The following is a 24,075-nucleotide window of genomic DNA, read 5'->3' as shown; positions in this document are numbered from 1 at the left end:
TTGTGGCGAATTGAGGGTTGAAATTTAAACGCAAAGTACCACAGAGGTAAGCGCACGCACAGAATTTGCTATGAATTCATGAAATGCTGTACTAAGCTACTAACTGAACAACACCCCATTGCCCATTTGTCAACCAAGAAGAGTCAGATTTTGCTAGTTTCTCTATAACTTCTGGTTTTAAACCTACTGCTACTTCTGATTTTAGGGTGCGTAAAGCTACCATTGGCACTGGTAAATAACTGACTATATCTGCAATATTGGTGGTAAAATCCCAATGGCGATCGCCTAATAATCGACGATAATTTGCGTCTCCTTTGATTATAATTAAACTGGATTTGGCTAACTCGTTTTTGAGCGAGTTGGGTATTTCCCAAAAGGCTAAAGGTGATGTCCAAAAATAATTATCAGCTAGAATTAAACGCCCTGATGCTAGATGTTTTTGTAATCTTTGGGCCAAGGATATCATTTGTTGATTGCTAGTAGTGGCTAAAAATTTTGTTGTGTAATGCACATCTTTAATCATGGCATCAGATACAAAAGTTGGATGTGGTTTTAAATGAAGATAAACCTGCTCGACCACTCCACCACTTAACAAAAAATCTACTAAACATAAATCACAGACTAATTCAAAACCAGCATTATCGACTACAAAATCAATCCGCCCTTCCTGAGAACTAGTTAACAATTCTACGGCTTTGTGAGTATCATCTACTAAGACGTGAGCGAGTTGGCTTTCAATATCAAAACGACTCCGGTCATTGTCGAATGCTGACCATAAGCTCAAGTCAACTCGATTTCCCCACAAAGAAAAATATAAAAGTGCAATTAAAGCTGTTTGTTTTAATTTTTCATCTAGTTGTGATTTATCCAACCAATTATTTACGCGATCGCCTAACAGAATAATTGAGTTAAGAGATGTTTCCAAACCTTGACTTTTTTGTAAATTAAAGGGGTCGATCTCTTGCCATTCCCCAGGGCGAAAATAATTGGTAATATTCAAAATTAACCGATAAAAATAAGTTTCTGCGAAAAACCAAGGAACATCTAGCCAACGCTGATTTTTGTAAGGCTCTAAATATTTTTCCCAAGCAGAAATATCTACACCAGTATCATTGAAAAGAGGCCGCAAATATCCAATTGGCAATTCTGTAGCGAGATTTTCTAAAGTAGTATTAATCTCTGAGGAAAAATTATTTTCTGCGATAACTCGGCGGGCGATCGCAGGCATTCGTTCAGTAACTGTAAACTCAGTAAAAGAACCAATTTCTGACCCTACAAGCGGTGGAGGTACGGGTAATTTTGGCATATGGAATGTGTTCACCGCAAACTTTTTTTACCCTCATATTTTTAGTTATTTTAACTTGAGTAGGAAATTGAAAGTAAAAATTTGTCAAATCAACTCAAAAACACGATAATTTTCACCAAGTCCCCGCGTTCTCTGCAACAATGGCAGCAAATAAAGCGTTTAAGAAAGTCAAAAAATCTCTTCAACAAGCCGGAATCAAGTTTGTCCGCATCCTTTGGTGCGATAACGCCAACATCATTCGCGCTAAAGCCGTTCATGTGGAAATGTTATCTCACTACTTTGACTATGGCGTTGGTATTTCCGCAGGACAACAGGGAGTACCTGTAATGTATGATGCTGTTATTCCCGAAACTGGTCTTAGCCCGGTAGGGGAAATCCGCTTAATACCAGATTGGTTTAGCTTTACTCCTTTACCCTACGCTCCGGGACATGCTTCCATCATGGGAAACATGGTACTTGATGGGAGTCCTTGGGCGTTGTGTCCGCGTAATTTTCTGGTACGAATGATTGAGGCGGCCAGACGGGAGGGTTTAGAAATTCGCGCTGCATTTGAAAATGAATTTTACCTCTTACAGCAAACATCACAGGGAATTGTAGCCGCACCTACGGTTTTTGCTTCTACCCAAGCAATGAATAGAAATCGAGTGGTAATTGATGAAATTGCCCAAGCACTCATTGACCAAGGCATTCCTGTAGAGCAGTATTATCCAGAATCTGGCCCTGGTCAACAGGAAATCTCCATACGGTATACTGATGCTTTACGGGCAGCAGACTGGCAGATTAATTTTAGAGAAACCGTCAGAGCGATCGCTCATCAACACAACCTCACAGCCTCTTTCTTACCGAAAATTTTTGCCGATGCAGCTGGTAGCGGTTGCCACATCCATCTTAGCCTTTGGCGTAACGGTCAAAATCTCTTACCAGACCCCCAAGGTGTCTGCGGCGTTTCCCACATTGGTGGAGCATTTATCGCTGGGATACTAGATCGTTTACCTGCACTGATGGCTTTGACTACCCCTAGTACTAATTCTTACCGCCGTATTCGTCCTCACTGTTGGAGTGGTGCTTTTCGTTGTTGGGGACTAGACAACCGGGAAGCCGCCGTCAGAGTACCAAGCAATCCTGCATTCACTGGTTCCACCCATTTCGAGTTAAAAACCGTTGATGCATCAGCCAATCCTTACCTCGCTTTAGGTGCTGTGATTGCAGCCGGACTCGACGGCGTGCAACGAAGCCTCAAACCAGGGAATCCGGTTACACAAGACCCCGGACATTTGCCAATTGAAGAACGTCAAGCCAATGGTATTGACCTTTTACCACAAAACTTAGCGGAAGCTTTAGAATCTTTAAAGCAAGATAACATGCTTTTAAGCGCTTTAAATCCACAATTATCAAAAGCCTTTTTAGCAGTGCGTCAAGCTGAGTGGGAAGCGATGAAAGATTGGGAATTGCAAGCAGAAGTCAAACTTTTATTAGATAAATACTAAACTTGTAGTGGTTTTCACACTATTTTTTAGGTAATGATAATAAGAAGTTATTTACTTGACCTGTTAAATTGCAACGCATCCAGGTTTCATTTATGAGTAAGTCTTTTTCTCAAAACCAAGCAAGACAAAATCGTCAACAAAACCTGTGGCAACAAAAATGGAGTTTAAAGACTAAAGCAATAATTTGGGCACTCAGCATCAGTGTCCTACCTGTAGTTGCAATTGGAACAGCTACTTACTACTACGGCATTGATGTTATTACCAAAAAAATCCCCCAAGTCAGACAAGAGAGTGGGAAAAGTTCAAAAGAAACTGAACTAGCTTTAGAAAAACAACTATCACTTTTGTTAACTGGTGCGGGAGTAACAGCAGTTTTAGCAGGTGCGATCGCAACTTTTGTAGTTAATCGAACTATTACTAGAATCAAAAACGTTGCTGAAACTACTAACAGCATCAAAAATAAATTGCGTCCAGATAGCGAGTTTACTCAAGTTTACATCGCTAGCAATGATGAATTAGTGATGTTAGAAAGAAATATCAGCTTATTCACACAATTGCTTTCAATTTTGCAACAGGAGAAAGAAGCCGAAACTGATTACTCCCAACTATCGCTCAAAATTACCCGCTGGGTTCGAGAATCATTCAATGAGGAAGATGTTCTTAAAACTACCTCAGAAGAAATTCGTAGAGCTTTAAGCCTCGATCGCGTAACCATTTTTTCCTTCAATTCCAACTCTAATGGCAGCTTTATTGCAGAATCAGTAGCACCAGGTTTACCAAAAATATTGGGGGTTACAGTCTCCGATCCTGGGTTCGAGACAAGCTACATAGAAAAATACCAGAATGGTACTATCCGCACCATTGATAATATCCAGAAATCCGATCTGACAGATGCTGATATTGAGTTATTGAAGCAATTTGCTGTCAAATCTAGTTTAGTAGCACCTATTTTTAAAGATAAACAGTTATTCGCTTTATTAATTGCACATCAGTGTTCTAGAATTCGCTTTTGGCAGCAATCAGAAATTGATTTGTTCGCTCAAATAGCTATGCAAGTGGGGTTTGCCCTTGACTATGCCACAGTTCTAGAACAGGTAGATACCAAAGCCAATAAAGCTCAACTATTTATAGAAATTACCCGCAGAATTCGCCAATCGCTTAACGAAGAAGATGTCCTCAAAACCACCGTAGAAGAGGTTCGTAAAATAGTCGGTAGCGATCGCGTGCTAGTCTATAGCTTTAATGCAGATTGGTCTGGAATTATAATTGCCGAATCAGTGGTTCCAGGTTATCCAAAAGTTTTGCGGTCTGAAATTGAAGACCCATGTTTTAGTAAAGGTTATGTACAAAAGTATCAGTCTGGGCGCGTTCAAGCCACAAACGACATTTACCAAGCTGGTTTAACTGATTGTCACATCAACCTGCTGGAATCCTTTGCTGTGAAAGCAAATTTAGTCGCCCCTATTATTAAAGATCAACAGCTATTCGGCTTATTAATTGCACATCAGTGTTCCAGACCCCGTAATTGGCAACAGTCTGAGATTGATTTATTTTCTCAAATAGCCATGCAAGTAGGATTTGCTCTTGACCATGCTAGACTACTGCAACGCATCGAAGCTGAAGCTGTGCAAAGTCAGCTATTGGCAGATATTATCCGCAGCATTCGCCAATCACTCAACGAAGAAGATGTCCTCAAAACCACAGTAGAAGAAGTTCGTAAACTGCTTAGCGCTGACCGAGTGCTGGTTTATAGCTTCAATGCTAATTGGTCTGGAACCGTAATTGCCGAATCAGTTGTTCTCACCTACCCAAAAATTTTACGAGCTGAAATCCAAGACCTATCTTTTGGCCAAGCCTATGTAGAAGACTATCAATCTGGTCGCGTTTTGGCTATCAACAACATTTACGAAATTGGTTTAGATAGTTCTGAGATTAGCCTGCTAGAATCCTTTGGTGTTAAAGCAAACTTGGTTGCACCCATTATTAAAGATCAACAGCTATTCGGCTTATTAATTGCACATCAGTGTTCCAGACCCCGTAATTGGCAACAGTCTGAGATTGATTTATTTGCTCAAATAGCCATCCAAGTAGGATTTGCTCTTGACCATGCTAGGCTGCTGCAACGAATCAACGCTGAAAGTATGCGAAGTCACTTACTGATAAATATTACCCGCAGCATTCGCCAATCGCTCAAAGAAGAGGATATTCTCAAAACCACTGTAGAAGAAGTTCGTAAAGCACTTAGTATTGACCGAGTGTTGATTTATAGCTTTTATGCCAATTGGTTCGGAATTATAATTGCCGAATCAGTGGTTCCGGGTTATCCCAAAGTTTTGCGGTCTAAAATCCATGACCCCTGTTTCACTCAAACCTATGTGGAAAAGTACCAATCTGGTCAGGTTGTAGCAATAAAGGACATTTATCAGGCAGGCTTGACTGACTGCCACATTAACTTGTTGGAATCCTTTGGTGTGAAAGCAAACTTAGTCGCACCCATTATTAAAGATCAGCAGTTATTTGGCTTATTGATTGGACATCAGTGTTCTGCACCCCGCGACTGGCAACAGCCTGAGATTGATTTATTTGCCCAGATAGCCATGCAAGTAGGGTTTACTCTCGATCATGCCAGACTCCTACAAGCGTATCAAACTGCTGAAACTAACTAAATAATTACTAATTCGTAATTCGTAATTCGTAATTAAATATAGCGGGGCGTTGAGGCAATGCTGAGTTATAAATCAATACAGTTCAGTTAAGCATTTCTTTCTTATCTTGGCGTCCTTCTCTAACGAGACGCTGCGCGTTGGCGGAAGCCTCTCGTAGAGAAGGCGTCCTTGGCGGTTGGTTAAAAAAATTGAATTTGACCAAAAGTTTTAACCTTAACTGAACCGTATTGAGTTGTGAATAAGTAAATTATACTTAGTATTCATCACTGCTGAGGGGTGTACTCTGGTTCTGAGTAAAGGAAACTTAATGTATAGCAGTTGAACGATAGTTTAGAACATAAAGCGATCGTAAAAGCGCGACACCAAAGACTAAATCTATTGCCTATTGCCTGTTCCCTGCTATGAATCTTACTGACATTCCCCTAATTGACCAACACGCGCACAACCTGTTACGGCCTGAAGTAGCTGCCCGTTATCCTTATGCTGCTGCTTTTACCGAAAGTTATGATTCGGAGATTATCAATTATCATGCCCGTCAAACTTTCTTTTATCGGCGCAGCCTGCGAGAGATTGCTGCTTTATTAGAATGTGAAGCCCAGGAAGCAGCAATTTTGGCACGTCGCGAAAGCTTAGGACTAGAAAATTTAACACAACTATATTTTAGGGCTGCCAACTTGCAAGCAATTTATTTAGATGATGGATTGCAGCCAGAAAATATTTTGCCCATATCATGGCATGAAAGATTTATTTCAGTGCAAAGGATTTTGCGTTTGGAAGTATTGGCAGAACAGCTAATTCCTCAAATAGAAGATTTTGATACTTTTCTCCAAACATTTAACAGCCAACTTGACCCGCCACCCAATGAAGTTGTAGCTTTTAAAAGCATTGTTTGTTACCGCACTGGTTTAGATATTCAAGCTGTTGCTATGGATGTCGCTGCTACTAACTTTTATCGCATCAAACAACAGCTACAAAAACAACCTCTGCGGCTTGTAAACAAACCGCTGATTGATTTTCTCTTAGAACAAGCGTTATTAATTGCGGCTAAATATCGCCTACCAGTGCAATTGCATACTGGTTATGGCGATCGCGATCTAGATTTACGATTGGCGAATCCTTTGTATTTGCGATCGCTCCTAGAATCACCCCAATATCGCAATGCCCCTATTGTACTGCTACACGCTTCTTATCCTTATATGCGAGAAGCTGGATATCTCGCCTCTGTCTACCCTCAAGTTTATTTGGATTTTGGTTTAGCAATACCATTTTTAAGTGTATCTGGAATGCGAGAGACAATACGCCAATTATTAGAATTAACTCCTACGAGTAAATTGATGTATTCCTCTGATGCACATTCAATTCCAGAGTTATATTATTTAGCAGCAAAATGGGGGCGTCAACTGCTAGGAGAAGTGCTAGAACAAGCAATTCAAGATTCTGATATTACTGCAAGTGAAGCAGAGGCGATCGCATTTGCAATTTTACGTCAAAATGCTTTGTCTTTGTATGCGTGAGCAATTAGAACCACTCGCGTTCACAATCCCAAATGCTATTAGTTACGTAACTTATTGCCATTGCCCAATGATGACAGTTGCAACTCAACTGCGCTGAGGTAATATTCATCATTTATAACTTCTGCCGGTAACTTTTTAGCCTTCACCCCAGCCTCAACTACATCTTTTGCAGTCACCTTTCCTATTTGGTATTGATATAACAATGTACCCATACTAGGAATACCTTGGTCTTCCAAATAACCTTGATAAGCCAGAAAGACAATATTGAAGGGTTGGAGATAACTGCCGTTATTATTATTGACTGTTTGAGCGCCAGCAATTCTAGGCATAAAAGTAATAGAAGCAATAATCAGCGCACAATTTATTAAAGGTGTAAATTTCATAATTTTATCCTCATTGGAAAGTATTTTGGCACGAAAGTATTTACAGCAATCCTATATCGAATTTGATTTTTGAATTTATACTAGAATTCTGATTAAAAATTACCAAATCCCATCATGTAATATGCAATAAAAGCAGTATCAAATGGTTTGAGGTAATTTACATTTGAAGAATTTTTATTCAAAATTTTACAATTGATATCTGTGTTATTTGGTGTTTTCTCGTTGTTATTTTCAACTGGCAGATATCTAGAAATTCTTAGCATTTCATAAACTCCTAATAAGAAGATAATTAGGCTTGATCGGGCTGATACCAGCAATTCAAAATAAAAGAGGAAAGACGCTTTTTTAAAACATCATTATTCAGAACCAGAACAGCTTCTAGATCTAGTTTTTACACCTAGTTCTTCTTTTCGATGCTTCTGGAAGACTGCTGTATTTGTAATTATGGTATTTTTCAGCTTTTTTGTTTTAATCAACAGCTAAAATTTTACTTGCTTTTAGCTAATTAGATTTCCATAAGAATATGTTAGAAAATCTCTAAAACAAAAACAAACATTTTTAGTTTTTAAATTAATAAATAAAATTGATGAGAGTTAATATTGACGAAGCCATTCTCTCTCAAGGTAGAGGCAATAGGCAAGAGAACCCTGTCTGAATAATTGGGTAGAGAACAAGTAATTTTAATTCTGGATAACATCAAACATTGAAACAAGGTGGCGTGGTGTTTCAATAAGTCATTTTGACAATAAGCTAATTTTAATTATGAAAATTTGGCTCTACCGTACTTCTTATGCCAAATTAATAGTATTTAAGAGGTAACAGGGAACAGGGAAAAGAGGCAAGATTAAGAAATAATCTTAGTCAATAAAGATAATTTTGCTTACATAGAGATACTTCTAAGATTTTTGGCTGAAACTTTAGCGTAAAAGGTACTGAAGAACCGGGAATTTTACTATTACCTATTGCCTATTGCCTATTTATCTATTACCAAAAAACATTACTTTTTCAGAGCTAAAGTCAAGCCATCTCCGATCGCAATGACACTGAGACTAACTCGCTCGTCTTGATACAACTTCTGATTAAAAGCACGAATTCTTTTAGTTCTATTATCCTGCACTTCGGGTTTAGCAACTCTGCCTGACCACAGGACATTATCGATCGCAATCAATCCCCCCGGACGTACTAATTGCAGCGATCGCTCATAATAGCCATCATAGTTGCTTTTATCTGCATCGATGAAAGCAAAGTCAAAAGTTTCTGCTTCTCCTGTTGCCAATAGCCAATCTAAAGTATGCAAAGCTGGAGCGATGTGCAGCTGAATTTTATTTGCTACTCCTGCTTGCTGCCAATAACGTCGAGCGATCGCTGTAAATTCTTCACTAATCTCACAGGCTACTATCTTACCGTCCTTGGGTAACGCCAATGCCACCACTAGAGAACTATAGCCTGTAAAAACACCAATATCTAAAGTTTTTTTTGCTCCCAACAACTGCACCAGCAATGCGATAAACTGGCCTTGTTCAGGAGCAATCTGCATTCTACCTACTGGATACTGGGCTGTTTCTTGCCTCAGCTGAGTTAAAATTTCCGGTTCTCGAAGAGAAATTGACAGTAAATAATCATATAAATTTTGTTCGAGTCCTAGTGTTTGAGTTGTCATAAAATTTGGGCATTGGGCATTGGGCATTGGGCATGGGGCATTGGAGTATGGGAGGATGGAGAAGAAATCTTTCCCTCCTCTGTCCCCACACTCCCCACACTTCCCCATCTCCTCATCTCGTCACCGGACAAGTAATATTTTATTGTTAATGTTTTTTTGCCAATCATACACTTTTAAAGGATGGGCTTTGTTGGCAAGTTCTGTAAAATGTTGGCAGAAAGCAATATTCCACAGAGCAAGGTCAATATGCGATTACTACATACAATGTTCCGGGTGGGTAACCTTGAAGAGTCGTTAAAATTTTATTGTGAAGTTCTGGGTATGAAATTACTGCGGCGAAAAGATTATCCAGCAGGAGAATTTACCCTGGCTTTTGTTGGCTATGGTGATGAAAGCGATAATACAGTGATTGAATTAACTTACAACTGGGGAGTAGAAAAATACGAATTGGGTAATGCTTACGGCCATATTGCTCTTGGGGTTGATGATATTTACACTAAGTGTGAAGAAATCCGCAATCACGGCGGTAAAATTGTGCGAGAACCAGGGCCAATGAAACATGGTTCAACAGTTATCGCTTTTGTAGAAGATCCTGATGGGTATAAAATTGAACTAATTCAACAGGGAACTCAAGGTTCTGCCATCAAACAGGAATCACAAGAGCAGCTTGTAAGCCAGTAATTCTCACAGTAATAATCTATATACTGTCATTGATGGGCAAGATCGACAGCGTAGGTGTAGCCCTTCGTAGACATCGCTCCAATAGCACCATCTGGTAACCACGCTCATAACCATGTTTTCGTTTTAAATTAGGGAATAGGTGGGGACTGGGGCTGGGGACTAGGGACTAGGGGCTGGTGACTAGGGACTGGAGAATAGGAAACAAATATTATAGGAATATTTTCTCAGTACCAATCCCCAATCTCCAGTACCCAATCGCCAATGAACAATCCCTAATCCCCAATCCCCAGTACCCAATCGTCAATTACTAATTTCCAATCCCCAGTACCCAATCCCTAAAATAAAAATCTCAAATCGAAAATTTTAAAGATGCAACCTACAGATCCTAATAAATTTACAGATAAAGCCTGGGAAGCGATTGTTAAATCTCAGGATATAGTTCGTGCTTATCAACAACAGCAACTAGATGTTGAACATTTAATAATTGCTCTGTTAGAAGAACCCACTAGTTTAGCAATACGTATTCTGGCTCGATCTGAAGTCGATCCAATTCGCTTGCAGCAACAACTAGAAGCTTTTACCCAACGTCAGCCAAAAGTTGGTAAAAGCGATCAGCTTTACCTTGGTCGCGGTTTAGATGTTTTACTAGACCAAGCCGAGGAAATTAGAGCCAAGATGAAAGATTCCTACATTTCTGTGGAACACATCCTGCTGGCTTTTGCTGACGATGAACGCGTTGGACGGCGGATACTCAAAGGTTTTAATGTGGATGTAGCGAAGTTAGAAGCTGCAATCAAAAGTGTTCGCGGTAGCCAAAAAGTAACAGACCAAAACCCCGAATCCCGCTACGAAGCTTTACAAAAATTTGGCCGAGACTTGACAGAGCAGGCAAAATCTGGGAAGCTCGACCCGGTGATTGGGCGGGACGATGAAATTCGTCGGGTAATTCAAGTATTGTCCCGCCGCAGCAAAAATAATCCGGTATTGATTGGCGAACCTGGAGTAGGTAAAACAGCGATCGCTGAAGCTTTAGCACAGCGCATGGTTAACGGTGATGTTCCCGAATCCCTGAAAAATCGCCAGTTAATCTCTTTGGATATGGGTAGTTTGATTGCTGGGGCAAAATACCGGGGTGAATTTGAAGACCGCTTAAAATCCGTTCTTCGGGAAGTGATGGAATCAAACGGTCAAATCGTCCTGTTTATTGACGAATTGCACACCGTAGTCGGCACAGGTTCCAATCAACAAGGGGCGATGGATGCGGGAAATTTACTCAAACCCATGCTGGCGCGGGGAGAATTGCGTTGCATTGGCGCTACTACCTTAGATGAGTTCCGCAAACACATCGAAAAAGACGCAGCCCTAGAACGCCGTTTTCAGCAAGTATTTGTCGATCAGCCAACTGTGGAAAATACTATTTCCATTCTTCGGGGATTGAAAGAACGCTACGAAGTGCATCACAACGTCAAAATTTCTGATTCAGCTTTGGTAGCAGCAGCAACTTTGTCAGCGCGTTATATTAGCGATCGCTTTTTACCAGATAAAGCCATTGACTTAGTAGATGAAGCCGCCGCACAGCTAAAAATGGAGATTACCTCCAAACCAGCCGAACTAGAAACCATTGACCGCCGCCTCATGCAGCTAGAAATGGAAAAGCTGTCATTAGCTGGCGAAGAAAAAGGTACTCCCCAAACCAAAGAACGTTTGCAGCGAATTGAGGAAGAAATCGCCAACTTAACGGAAAAACAGCATATATTTAACGATCAATGGCAAGGTGAAAAGCAGCTATTAGAAGCGATAAGTGCTTTAAAGAAAGAAGAAGATGCGCTGCGAGTGCAAATCGAACAAGCCGAACGCGCTTATGACTTAAACAAAGCCGCCCAATTGAAGTATGGCAAATTGGAAGGAGTGCAACGCGATCGCGAAGCCAAAGAAGCGAAACTTTTAGAAATTCAAAGCCTTGGTTCCACCTTGCTGCGAGAACAAGTCACTGAAGCCGATATTGCTGAAATCGTCGCTAAGTGGACGGGAATTCCTGTTAATCGCCTGTTGGAATCGGAACGACAAAAATTACTGCAACTAGAAAGTCACTTGCATCAACGAGTCATTGGTCAAGAAGAAGCAGTAGCAGCAGTAGCAGCCGCAATTCGTCGCGCCCGTGCAGGAATGAAAGACCCCTCGCGTCCCATTGGTTCATTTTTATTCATGGGGCCTACAGGCGTTGGTAAAACCGAACTTGCCCGTGCTTTAGCTCAGTTTCTCTTTGATTCTGATGACGCATTGATCCGCCTCGATATGTCCGAGTATATGGAAAAACACTCAGTTTCTCGGCTGGTGGGAGCGCCTCCTGGATACATCGGCTACGAAGAAGGCGGTCAACTTTCCGAGACAGTTCGCCGCCGTCCCTACTCAGTGGTGTTGCTGGACGAAGTAGAAAAGGCACACCCCGATGTGTTTAATATTTTATTGCAGGTACTAGATGATGGCAGAATTACTGATTCACAAGGCAGAACGGTAGATTTTCGCAACACCGTCATTGTCATGACCAGTAACATTGGTAGCGAACATATATTGGATGTATCTGGTGATGATTCCAAGTATGAAACCATGCGGAAGCGGGTAATGGACAACTTGCGATCGCATTTTCGCCCCGAATTTCTCAACCGCATTGACGATTTAATTCTCTTCCATACCCTCAGCCGTTCCGAAATGCGGCACATTATCCGCATTCAACTCAAACGGGTAGAAAATCTCCTCCGCGATCAAAAAATCTTCTTTGAAATCTCCCCAGCCGCTTGTGATTACCTCGTGGAAGCCGGCTATGACCCAGTTTACGGTGCCCGCCCACTCAAACGCGCAATTCAGCGAGAAGTAGAAAATCCTTTGGCTACCAAGTTATTGGAAAATACTTTTATCTCTGGAGACACGATTTTCATTGACAGAAGTGAAAACGGTCTGTCTTTTAGTAAAAAAGTGCCAGTAAAAGTATCAGTAACACAGATTGCTACGTAGACCACACATACAAAAATGTAGAGACGTTGCAATGCAACGTCTCTACCCGTCCACGAATATCAAAGATTCGTCGCCAAATATCAAAGATTCATTCACGAATATCAGAGGTTCGTCGCTAAATATCAAAGATTTATTCACGAATATCAGAGGTTCGTCGCTAAATATCAAAGATTCATTCACGAATATCAAAGGTTCGTCGCCGAATATCAAAGATTCATCCACGAATATCAAAGATTCATCCACGAATATCAAAGATTCGTCGCTAAATATCAAAGATTCATTCACGAATATCAGAGGTTCGTCGCCGAATATCAAAGATTCATTCACGAATATCAGAGGTTCGTCGCCGAATATCAAAGACTCGTTCACGAGTATCAAAGGTGCATTATGCTTTCGCGCTAACACGCCACTATGACTATGATCGCTTTATAATTGCGATGCACTACCAACGCTACAGGCGATCGTCTCATGGCATACCATTAAAATAGTTAGCAGCTAGTGATTCCATGAGTATTCGTCAAGAACTTCTAAATGCGATTGAACAACTAAATGATGACCAATTATCAACACTGCTGGATTTAGCTCTTTCGCTCAAGAATCGAAAAAAATCTATTCATTCTACTGTTGAATCTCAGGTTTATCAGGACTGGGTAAGTCCTGAAAATGACATTTACGACGAAGTATTTGCTGATGAATTTACAGCGCGGTGATGTCGTACTATGTCGAGTCCCCATGCCTTCGACTCGATTCACACAGTTTAAAGTTCGCCCTGCTGTTGTAATTTCGGCAAATCAATTGAACCAAATTCTTGATGATTTAATGGTTGTGCCTTGTACTTCCAACACTAATCGCCCTTTAACCGTGACGCAATACTTATACCAATTCTCTATGAAAATGCGCTTAATTATTTTAGGACACAGCGAATTATCTTTAGAAAACCTCTGCGTACCTTCGCGCTAACCTCCGCGTACCTTTGCGTTGAAAAAAAGTTAAGATTTGGCGCAGCTTCACAAAGAAACGATATTAATAACGGGTAATGAGATTGCCAGTGCAGGTATTAGGATTGAGTCTCTAGTTCCCTGTGATTCAGTATCCAAAATCCAAAATGGTATGACTTGAGAATAAATACTGCCGAAACTCCCAAAATTTTGGAAAATAATAAAGTAAGTCGAGTATCACAAGACTCACTTGATTTCCTCATTTCTTCTAGGAAAATATGACTCATCCCTTCCTTGAACGCCTGCGTAGTCCAGATAGCCCAGTCCTCGTATTTGACGGTGCAATGGGAACTAACCTGCAAACCCAAAACCTGACAGCAGAAGACTTTGGCGGCGCCCAATATGAAGGTTGTAACGAATACTTAGTCCACACCAAACCCGAAGCCGTCGCCAAAGTTCACCGCGACTTTCTCGCTGCTGGTGCTGATGTCATCGAAACGGATACCTTTGGCAGTACGTCCATTGTCTTAGCAGAATATGACTTAGCAGACAAAGCCTACTACCTCAGCAAAACAGCCGCAGAACTCGCCAAGCGTGTCGCCGCAGAATTTTCCACTCCGGAAAAACCCCGGTTTGTCGCTGGTTCCATCGGCCCGACAACCAAACTACCCACCTTGGGACACATTGACTTTGACACCATGAAAGCGTCTTTCGCCGAACAAGCCGAAGCGCTGTGGGATGGTGGCGTAGATTTATTTATTGTGGAAACTTGCCAAGATGTGCTGCAAATCAAAGCGGCGCTGAATGGTATTGAAGAAGTATTTGCGAAAAAGGGCGATCGCCGTCCGTTGATGGTGTCTGTGACAATGGAAAGCATGGGCACAATGTTGGTAGGTTCAGAAATCAGCGCAGTGCTGACAATTTTAGAACCATACCCAATTGACATTCTCGGTTTAAACTGCGCCACAGGCCCAGACTTGATGAAACCACATATCAAGTATCTGGCAGAACATTCACCTTTCATCGTCTCCTGTATTCCCAACGCAGGTTTACCTGAGAACGTCGGCGGTCAAGCACACTACCGCTTAACACCGTTGGAATTACGCATGGCGCTGATGCACTTTGTTGAAGATTTGGGTGTCCAAGTGATCGGGGGTTGCTGTGGGACGCGTCCAGAACACATTCAACAATTGGCAGAAATCGCCAAAGAACTCAAGCCAAAAGTTAGACAACCAAGTTTAGAACCAGCGGCAGCATCAATTTACACCACTCAGCCCTACGACCAAGATAATTCTTTCTTGATTATTGGCGAACGTCTCAACGCCAGTGGTTCCAAGAAGTGCCGCGATTTGCTCAATGCCGAAGATTGGGATGGACTCGTCTCAATGGCCAGGGCGCAAGTCAAAGAAGGCGCACACATCCTTGATGTCAACGTCGATTATGTCGGACGCGACGGCGTGCGGGATATGCACGAACTAGTTTCGCGCATTGTAAATAATGTGACATTGCCTTTAATGCTTGACTCCACCGAATGGGAAAAAATGGAGGCGGGTTTAAAGATAGCCGGCGGTAAATGCTTGCTGAACTCCACCAATTACGAAGACGGCGAACCGCGCTTTTTGAAAGTGCTAGAACTAGCGAAAAAGTACGGTGCTGGCGTCGTCATTGGTACCATCGACGAAGAAGGCATGGCGCGGACAGCCGAGAAAAAGTTTCAAATTGCCCAACGCGCTTACCGTCAAGCTGTAGAATACGGCATACCTGCCACAGAAATATTCTTTGATACTCTAGCTCTACCGATTTCCACTGGGATTGAAGAAGACCGAGAAAACGGCAAAGCCACCATAGAAGCGATTGGGCGCATTCGCCAAGAATTGCCTGGATGTCATGTAGTTTTGGGTGTCTCTAATATATCCTTCGGTTTAAATCCCGCAGCCCGGATAGTGCTGAACTCAGTGTTTTTGCACGAAGCGACGCAAGTGGGAATGGATGCAGCAATTGTCAGTGCGAATAAAATTTTACCGCTATCCAAGATTGAAGAACGGCATCAAGAAATCTGTCGTCAGTTAATTTATGACCAGCGGAGATTTGAAGGTGATGTTTGCGTTTACGATCCCTTGGGAGAGCTTACCACAGTATTTGCTGGGGTAACGACAAAACGCGATCGCTCCTTAGATGAAAGTCTCCCCATCGAAGAACGCCTCAAACGCCATATCATCGACGGCGAACGCATCGGCTTAGAAGAACATCTCAAAAAAGCCTTAGAACAATATCCTCCCTTAGAAATTATCAACACCTTCCTGCTGGATGGCATGAAAGTTGTCGGGGAATTATTCGGTTCTGGACAAATGCAACTACCCTTCGTGTTACAGTCTGCGGAAACCATGAAATCGGCGGTTGCGTTTCTAGAACCATTCATGGAAAAATCCGAATCAGGCAACAATTCCAAGGGAACCTTTATCATTGCCACAGTCAAAGGCGATGTCCACGACATTGGTAAAAACTTAGTAGACATCATCTTATCCAACAACGGCTACAAAGTGATTAACCTGGGAATTAAACAGCCGGTGGAAAACATTATTCAGGCTTACGAACAGCACAAAGCCGATTGTATTGCCATGAGTGGTTTACTAGTAAAATCCACCGCCTTCATGAAAGAAAATTTGGAGGTATTTAACGAAAAGGGAATTACCGTCCCTGTAATATTAGGTGGTGCAGCGCTGACTCCTAAATTTGTACATGAAGATTGCCAAAACACCTACAAAGGTAAAGTAGTTTATGGCAAAGATGCCTTTTCTGACCTACACTTCATGGATAAATTAATGCCAGCGAAGACCACTGGTAACTGGGATGATTTGCAGGGATTTTTGAACGAAGTTGAAACAGATGAAGTTTCGACAAATGGTCATAAAGAATCACCAGCCACAACTACTCAGAAAACACCATCTACAGAACCAAAACAGATAGATACTCGACGTTCTGAGGCAGTAGCCACAGATATTGAACGTCCCACACCGCCTTTTTGGGGAACAAAATTATTGCAGCCTAGTGATATTCCTGTGGAAGAAATATTCTGGCATTTAGATTTGCAAGCATTGATAGCTGGACAATGGCAATTCCGCAAACCAAAAGACCAATCGAAGGAAGAATATCAAGCTTTCTTAACTGAGAAGGTCTACCCAGTTTTAGAAACTTGGAAACAGCGGATTATTGAGGAAAATCTGTTGCACCCGCAAGTGATTTATGGTTATTTTCCTTGTCAAGCCGAGGGAAATTCTCTACATGTATGGAACCAATCACAGCAGGTTACAACTTTTGAATTTCCCAGACAAAAGTCATTAAGGCGGCTGTGCATAGCAGATTTCTTTGCACCAAAAGAGTCGGGAATCATTGATGTCTTCCCCATGCAGGCAGTGACTGTGGGTGAAATTGCAACAGAATTTGCCCAACAGTTGTTCGCAGATAATCAATACACAGATTACCTGTATTTTCACGGAATGGCAGTACAGGTGGCGGAGGCATTGGCAGAGTGGACACACGCCAGAATCCGCCGTGAGTTGGGCTTTGCTGCCGAAGAACCAGATAATATTCGGGATATGTTGGCACAACGCTATCGTGGTTCGCGGTATAGTTTTGGCTATCCCGCTTGCCCAAATATTCAAGATCAGTACAAGCAACTGGAGTTATTGCAGACTGACAGAATTAACTTATATATGGATGAAAGCGAACAGCTTTATCCAGAACAGTCTACAACAGCGATTATTACCTACCACCCAGTAGCGAAATACTTTAGCGCGTAGAATCCCATACCCGATAGTCGTTCTGAGTTTAACTTATAAGCCTTTCGTAGGGTAGCACAAATAGCTGTGCTACCCTACTGGCTATTGGTAATTAGTAATCCTAAATCACAAGATTCACAACTTCTGTACTTCTGTAAGTAAGCCAGAAATCTGGGGCTAACTCTGATTATTTTAACGTGAATTCCACAAACCTCTCCCTGCGTTGAACTAAAGTTCAAGTTTCTCTCCGAGTCGGGGAGGAACGGTTTTGCCTAGTAAAACGAGGGAAAAGTCTTTTTCAGCTAATTAGACGGACATTATATCAGCCGTTGAATTTACATTACTTTATATCGAACTGATATCTTTCCTTTATAAGTGGGTATTATAAGCTTGTTTTCCTAACATCATCTTTATAAATTTGCCTGCCAATAAAATACATTTCCGCAAATTTACCGTCAAATTCTGCACTTATTCTTCCTCAGAATCAATTGAAATAATTCTCAAAAAATCAGTATTTACCGGATCAAATGAACAATTCATGAATGATATAACTTTAATAAATTGTCTTTTTTGTGTAGCCCTTGATTTTGAAGTTTCTAAAAAAGAGCCACTCGTTACATAAATCCAGTCTCATACTTTGTCTGAAAAATTATTTTTCAGGTCTAGTTAAAAATTCGGTAACAATCAAAAATCTGGTAGAAACCACTTGACAGGAAAGCAGCTATGTCTGGAAAAAATAAGCTAGTCAAGGCAATTCAAAAAACCTTCAAACTAATTGGCAAGAATTTTTTATCTGCAATTAACAAGCGAATTATTTGGCTATTACGGACTATCTTTCTCACGAGAAGAAGACGCACTCCAGCGAATGCAGGCTTTGTGTTACCAACAGTAGCAATGGTAACTTTGGTCGTCGTATTGTTAACAACTGCAATTTTGTTTCGGTCATTTGAGCGAGCCAAAAACGCCAGTAATGTCCGAGTTAATGAGGCTACAATGCAAGCTGCTACCCCTGCATTAGAGAGAGCAAAAGCAAAAATAACTGCCTTGTTTACCGACCCTACTTTGCCACGTTCTGTCCCATCAAACGTAACACTATACAATACCTTAACCAATAAACTTCCTGCCTATACATTTGGTGATGAAACTCCCATAACTGTGCCTTATGACATTGATGGGGACGACACCATTGAAGCAGGCAGTACTATGATTTTAGAGGATAGAGAAAACATACAAACAGCCTGGAAATTTCCTGCTGATACAGATAATAACGGTAAATTTGATAGCTTTATTCTCTACGGTATTTACTTCCGCACTCCCCCCCAAAGCGGTACAAGCCAAACCAGGAAGAGAATCCCACTAGATGCTAGAACCCCTCCCATGCTACCTGCTAAGGCAGGTGGAGCTTGTGATGTAGCTGGTGAGACAAGTGCCAGCTTAGTAGGTAATTCAGGTTGGTATAAGCTTCCAAGTGGCGAATTGAAAAAAAGCTTTTTCGTATATACAGCAACAGTTCCCATTACTAGTCAAGCTAGTCTCGATACAACCAAATATGAAACATATCGAGGTAATAAAGGCTTCTCAGCTTTAGAAATGCAACAAGATCGCAGCCAAGTTTCTATTACTAATAATGCTGTTGTATATGAAGATGACTTAGATATTACACCTGGTCCTAGATTCCGTCTTAATGGACGTATCTTTACCAACAGTAACTTATTTACTGCTAAAACTGATAAAGATATAACCCTATTTCAAGTTAGTAGCAAAGATTCTTGTTATTACGAACGAGAAAATGGCAAGATAGTTGTCGGCGGTAATATTGGAGTTAGTAGCCCAATCAGTGCAACTGATAAAAATGGAACGCGTGTAGATTTATTTAAAGAAAGCAATACACCTGATACAAGTAAAACTTTAGCTTCTGAGAATAAAACTACCTCAAATGGCTCGAATGACGTTGCCTATAACACTCAAGCTTATGCTCAACGCATAGACTTATTAGTGAATGTACAATTAGCTAATGCGAGTAGTGCCGATCCTACAGAAGTCCAAACTAATACAAGCAAACGGATTGTAAACGATCCAAGCTTAGACGCATATAAAGTACGTAAAGAAGAATTGGAAACTTGGTTCCGTAAACGTACTCGGCGTGTACCATTTAAAGAAGTTCCTTATGGTACTTCTGGTATTGAAAAATCTGCTGGCGTGAATTACACCATAGCAGATGCAACAACTTTATTGAACAGTTCTTCTGGTAATACGCTACGTCCAATGGATGCCTGGATTTATCCAACAGACGCTAACACAAAACTCACACTAAATACAGCCCAACTACCTACAAGAGATCCAGAGATTGTAGACAACACTCCGGTAACAGAAACAGAGTTAGGCGATCGCATTGTACTAGGTAACAACCTGCCTGAACTAATATGGAACGACACAAAAGGAGAGTTTGTAGGAGAGAATGATCCCCAAACCATTACTGGTGTGAAGTGGACAGGTAGTACTACTAAGGATCGTACTCGTACCACTCGCGTCAGACAATTATCAGATTTGGGAGTAACTGGGCGTGATGGTTTTTGGGAAATTTCAGCCGCTTCACCCAGAGCTAATATCCTTGATGTAGTCGGTGGACTGAGGGTGATTACAGGTGCGGGAATATATAGACCTACAGGTTCTAACCTCCCTCCCACGCCTCCCTCGGCCACACCTGCCTCGCCACTCAATGACGACCCCACTACAACAGACGTATTAGAAAATAATGCCACTGCCACAAATGTAGTCTGGCCGGACACAATGCCCATGCTTGTGCCTGATTCCAGTAATCCTCTCAACGGTACACCAACACGCGGTCATTTGGTAATGCGTGCCACAGCAGTGTATCACTACAATTTTGATTCCTATGCTCCTGCGGCCAGCACAGCAGATGATTATCAAACACCTATGGCCTGTGTAAGTAGCTACTACGATCCCACAAACAAAGATACGGCAAGAAATACAGGTACACTGCCGGATGTCAGCGGTGAAGTAGTTGGTGCTAAACCTGCTGGAGCCAAATCAAATAATGGGGTTGTTTACGAAGCTCCCAGCACTACAGCCGCTAGTATAACTAGAGGACAGGCAGTAGACAGCAACGGTTTTTTTGCAGCTGTCGCTAATGATGATGATGTTACTAACACTAGCGTAGCTTTACTAGACCGCTTGAAACATCAAGCCAACTTGGTATTTCCCAATGGTCGCCTTGTTAATCCTCTGCTGCGCCAAGCACTGGCCAAAGCAACAACCAGCAAACTCACTCTCTCTGAGCAATCAGCAATTGACTCTACCATCTGTGCAATCAAGATTGCTGATGGCTCTCTGACCCGCAGTACTACCTACATTCCTGATGGCGCAATCAAAGAAACTGCATTTCTTGATGCCCGACAAATTAAGGCTATTGATAAAGGTCCTGCATTAACCGGAAAATACAATCTGGAAGTTGAGCAGCGTCAGCCTCTAGAAATTCGTGCCACCGTCATAGATTTAGGTCTGCTTCGCGCACAAACAAACACCAATCCAGACGCTACTAAAAATTGGGCTAACGAATATCTATTCCCCAATAGCGGTATTATCTATGCCTCTCGTGATGATGCTCAAAAAGACCGCAGTGACACAAGCAGTGAAAGCGTTAGTGCTAGCGACTACAAGCTAGATCCAGAACGGCGACCCAACGCCATTATGTTGATTAATGGCAGTGACTTGAGTCGCATGAATGATTACAGAGCAGAAGAAAAAGGCTTAATTTTAGCAACTGAACTCCCAGTGTATGTTAAAGGCAATTTTAATCTGCACAGCAAACAAGAATTCAAAACTCCCGATCTTCTAGTTACACCCACCGACGACGCGAGTAATGCAGCCTACGATAGTAAATTTTACAGCCGTGCTGCGGCAAATCGCGATCCTAACTTTGCTTGTCGCCCCAATGACCCTAGACTACCTAATTGTGGAACAGGGGAAACCTGGCGACCAGCATCAGTGATTGCTGATGCTGTCACCTTGTTGTCTGGTAACTTCCGCGAAGGCTTCCGCAATGAGGGTGATTACGACTTGCGAAATAATCAAGGAAGTGACCCCAACGTTGTACTCAAACGATTGAAAGCAGGTTTCTGGAATAACAACTTCGTCACTTCATCTAAATTCTTCACTGACTCTGGTGGTGATGCCTACTACAAGGGTACTCCCACTGATACTGACTCAAGAGACTATAACAGTTCTTACTTTAACAACTTCGTCACACCCATTCAGCGCCGAGGTACTTTGCCGGAGTATGTCATGGAAATGTGCTTCAAAATACCAGTTTCTGAATGTGGAGTAACTGATTGGTATATTGGTTTGGATAATGATGATGACCAAACCAATGATACAGATGCAACCAATGGTTTGACGCTAGCATATATCCAAAAAAAATCTAGTGATACTGACGTTCTAAATGCTCCAAGAAGCAGACTATTAGCTGGTACTACTGCTCAAGCGGCAAGAGCTGGTTTTGAAAAATTTGCCCGTCGAGTTGCCTACAAACGAAATAGTTCTGGGCAGCTGGTTGATACCTCTAATGCTCCCATAAACTTCGGCTCTGCTACTCCCATCGTACTCGGTATAAAAACAGATTCATCATCAGGAACTCCGGTGAAGGTAGTAGGCCACTTTCGTAACGGTGATATACCGGAAGTAGCCAATAATGCCCTATGGTTTACAGCCACAAAAGATACTAACTATGGCGCACCACCAGGGTTCGGACTCGACAATATGAAATACAACTACACTAATGGTGCTAGTGAGACTTATCGTCTATTCTTCAGGTACCCCCGAATACCACTCGCATCGCCTAATGCATATTCTGAGAAAGATTTTCCTGGAGACACGACGCCATTCACCACGACACCATTCACAAGAAATGAGTATTTTCAACCACTACTAGAGCCTGTGTTGCAATTACAGGTAACAACCGAAGTACCTAAACACAATGAAAGTTACGCTAGTTTAGCCAGTACATCTAGCGTGGTTAAAAATACCAGATGGTTGCCTAAGGCAAGTGAAACAACTTTTAATCTAGCAGTTGCAGCTGGTGATACTCCTGTTCGTGTAGGTCCAAGTACTTACGAAATCAATGGGGGTTTGCATAACTTTGTGCGCTTCTTAGAAAACTGGAATGGGGTTAATGCCAATATTAGCGGTTCGTTCATCCAATTTAAACGCAGTATCTATGCTACCGCACCATTCCAAGTTCTTGTCAGACCAGGATCGGGAACTGTAGCTGCAACCCCTTCTGACATATCCCAGGCGTCTTCTGTCAATAGTGCCAATATTAACAGTATCTTTATGAGAGCTCTGAATGTTGATAGACCAGGTTACACATCAGATGTTACTTATGTAGGTACTGCTCCTGCTGGGGAAGCGCCTTATTATATGGCTCCTAACCGTAACTGGGGTTTTGATGTAGCCTTACTCGCGCAAAATCCAGACTTGTTTGCCCAGCGCTTCGTAGTTCCAGCGGCAGATCCTCCAAATGAATACTACAGAGAAGTAGGTCGAGATGACCTTTGGGTGCAAAGTCTATTGTGTGCTGTCCAAACTCAAACAGCAGATGGTTTTGAGACTCCAGACACTACCTACTTTGGCAGTGGTTTAAAATTTGCGCTACCTGCAAGTGAACGTCCGGGTGACTGTAAGCTCTAAGCATCCTGAAGTGTCTGAATGACTCTTTTTGCAGCACTTCTGAGGTGAATAGATCGCATTAAAAGCCTTTAGCCTCCTGCCCTTTCCCTACCTTTGCCTAACCCTCGCGTAAAAGGGGAGGGGTAAGGAGTGCATTACACTTGATCGCCAATTGCTCTAAGACATAGCCCAATTGAGGAACTGACTATGAACCCACACCAACTACAAGAATCATCTAGCCAGTCTGGTTTTACGATCATTGAGTCCCTGGTGGCGATCCTCGTGGTTAGCATTTTGCTGGTAGCGATCGCACCTGTCTTAGTCATTTCAACCGCAACTCGCGTGCAAGCTAGACGGGTGGAATTGGCAACAGAAGCTGCTCAAGCCTTCATTGATGCTATTAAGTCTAAAACAATTTCCGAAGCTCAAGTATCAACTACTACTTCACTCGCTGCTGCAACCGCAGATGCACCTCGAACAGTATCAGACACAAGTACCAGTGGCGACTATTTACTCAGTAGTGCTGCTGTTCCCACAGCCATAACTAGTTTGTATTGCTTTCACAAGGATGGCAAAATCACTCTACCAACCGACTGTACAACTTACAAAACAACTAGCCCAGTTCAGTTTTACATTCAGGCTTTTGGTAAAGCTGTTGGAACTATCAGTACAAGTACCGCTCAAATTGATAACGGTCAAAGCTATCGTTTGGGAGTTCGGGTATATCGTTCAGATGCCTTCATCGATTCTGGTAACTTGAAAAAAAGTAGTGATACTAATGCAAAAAAAACAGCAACATTCAGTGGCGGACTAGGCGATCGCAAAGCACCACTAGTAGAAATTACAACTGAAATTGTCAGAGGTCAACCCTCCTATAACGCTTTATGCGAGCGTCTTGGTGGTTGTCAAGATTAACCCAGCAAATATAAATAATTTCATGACTCAGTATCAATCACTAAGG

At 41.9% G+C, this 24,075-nt stretch carries 15 protein-coding genes; 11 read left to right on the top strand and 4 right to left on the bottom strand.

Annotated features, from left to right (window positions below):
• Positions 1–91: 91 nt before the first annotated feature.
• Positions 92–1,306 carry a damage-control phosphatase ARMT1 family protein gene (locus tag H6H03_RS19925; RefSeq protein WP_190956824.1) on the bottom strand — a complete coding sequence of 405 codons (1,215 nt, stop codon included), beginning with the start codon at positions 1,304–1,306 and terminating at the stop codon, positions 92–94.
• A 140-nt stretch (positions 1,307–1,446) separates the two neighbouring features.
• On the opposite strand from H6H03_RS19925, the gene H6H03_RS19920 reads away from it, so the two are divergent.
• From H6H03_RS19920 to H6H03_RS19910, 3 genes are all read left to right on the top strand, one after another.
• Positions 1,447–2,793, top strand: a complete 1,347-nt coding sequence (locus H6H03_RS19920) for a glutamine synthetase family protein (protein ID WP_190956823.1) — start codon at positions 1,447–1,449, stop codon at positions 2,791–2,793.
• Positions 2,794–2,885: 92 nt separating this feature from the next.
• Positions 2,886–5,459 (top strand): GAF domain-containing protein, encoded by a 2,574-nt coding sequence (locus H6H03_RS19915; protein WP_190956822.1) that lies wholly within the window; start codon positions 2,886–2,888, stop codon positions 5,457–5,459.
• A gap of 401 nt (positions 5,460–5,860) precedes the next feature.
• Positions 5,861–6,973, top strand: a complete 1,113-nt coding sequence (locus H6H03_RS19910; RefSeq protein ID WP_190956821.1) for an amidohydrolase family protein — start codon at positions 5,861–5,863, stop codon at positions 6,971–6,973.
• Between the two features lie 38 nt (positions 6,974–7,011).
• Here the strand turns inward: H6H03_RS19910 and H6H03_RS19905 are convergent, their stop codons facing one another.
• Positions 7,012–7,356: a hypothetical protein gene (locus H6H03_RS19905; protein ID WP_190956820.1), complete on the bottom strand. Its 345-nt coding sequence runs from the start codon at positions 7,354–7,356 to the stop codon at positions 7,012–7,014.
• Positions 7,357–8,353: 997 nt separating this feature from the next.
• Entirely contained in the window at positions 8,354–9,016 is a 663-nt protein-coding gene (locus H6H03_RS19900) for a class I SAM-dependent methyltransferase (RefSeq protein WP_190956819.1), read from the bottom strand.
• Positions 9,017–9,021: 5 nt separating this feature from the next.
• On the opposite strand from H6H03_RS19900, the gene H6H03_RS19895 reads away from it, so the two are divergent.
• From H6H03_RS19895 to clpB, 3 genes are all read left to right on the top strand, one after another.
• A complete protein-coding gene (locus H6H03_RS19895; protein WP_190956818.1) occupies positions 9,022–9,165 on the top strand; it encodes a hypothetical protein in 144 nt (47 codons plus the stop codon).
• 97 nt (positions 9,166–9,262) lie between these two features.
• A complete protein-coding gene (gloA, locus tag H6H03_RS19890; protein ID WP_190956817.1) occupies positions 9,263–9,697 on the top strand; it encodes a lactoylglutathione lyase in 435 nt (144 codons plus the stop codon).
• Positions 9,698–10,066: 369 nt separating this feature from the next.
• Complete coding sequence (clpB, locus tag H6H03_RS19885) at positions 10,067–12,709, top strand: ATP-dependent chaperone ClpB (RefSeq protein WP_190956816.1); 2,643 nt, start codon at positions 10,067–10,069, stop codon at positions 12,707–12,709.
• A gap of 42 nt (positions 12,710–12,751) precedes the next feature.
• Here clpB and H6H03_RS19880 read toward each other — a convergent pair whose 3' ends face one another.
• Positions 12,752–13,078, bottom strand: coding sequence for a hypothetical protein (locus H6H03_RS19880; protein WP_313931885.1), 327 nt, complete (start codon positions 13,076–13,078; stop codon positions 12,752–12,754).
• Between the two features lie 137 nt (positions 13,079–13,215).
• Between H6H03_RS19880 and H6H03_RS19875 the strand changes: the two genes are divergently transcribed.
• The 5 genes from H6H03_RS19875 to hpsB all read left to right on the top strand — a co-directional run bounded on the left by H6H03_RS19875 (position 13,216) and on the right by hpsB (position 24,029).
• Entirely contained in the window at positions 13,216–13,419 is a 204-nt protein-coding gene (locus tag H6H03_RS19875) for a hypothetical protein (RefSeq protein ID WP_190956815.1), read from the top strand.
• Complete coding sequence (locus H6H03_RS19870) at positions 13,400–13,669, top strand: type II toxin-antitoxin system PemK/MazF family toxin (protein WP_190956814.1); 270 nt, start codon at positions 13,400–13,402, stop codon at positions 13,667–13,669. Before H6H03_RS19875 ends, H6H03_RS19870 begins: the two co-directional genes overlap by 20 nt.
• A gap of 256 nt (positions 13,670–13,925) precedes the next feature.
• Complete coding sequence (gene metH, locus H6H03_RS19865; protein WP_190956813.1) at positions 13,926–17,447, top strand: methionine synthase; 3,522 nt, start codon at positions 13,926–13,928, stop codon at positions 17,445–17,447.
• Positions 17,448–18,149: 702 nt separating this feature from the next.
• Positions 18,150–23,135 (top strand): hormogonium polysaccharide biosynthesis protein HpsA, encoded by a 4,986-nt coding sequence (hpsA, locus tag H6H03_RS19860; RefSeq protein ID WP_199339002.1) that lies wholly within the window; start codon positions 18,150–18,152, stop codon positions 23,133–23,135.
• 186 nt (positions 23,136–23,321) lie between these two features.
• On the top strand, positions 23,322–24,029 hold the full coding sequence (gene hpsB / locus H6H03_RS19855; RefSeq protein ID WP_190956812.1) for a hormogonium polysaccharide secretion pseudopilin HpsB: 708 nt from the start codon (positions 23,322–23,324) through the stop codon (positions 24,027–24,029).
• Positions 24,030–24,075 lie beyond the last annotated feature (46 nt).

This window comes from Nostoc paludosum FACHB-159, assembly GCF_014698835.1.
GTDB lineage: Bacteria > Cyanobacteriota > Cyanobacteriia > Cyanobacteriales > Nostocaceae > Nostoc > Nostoc paludosum.
This window is presented reverse-complemented; position numbering and strand designations above follow the sequence as displayed.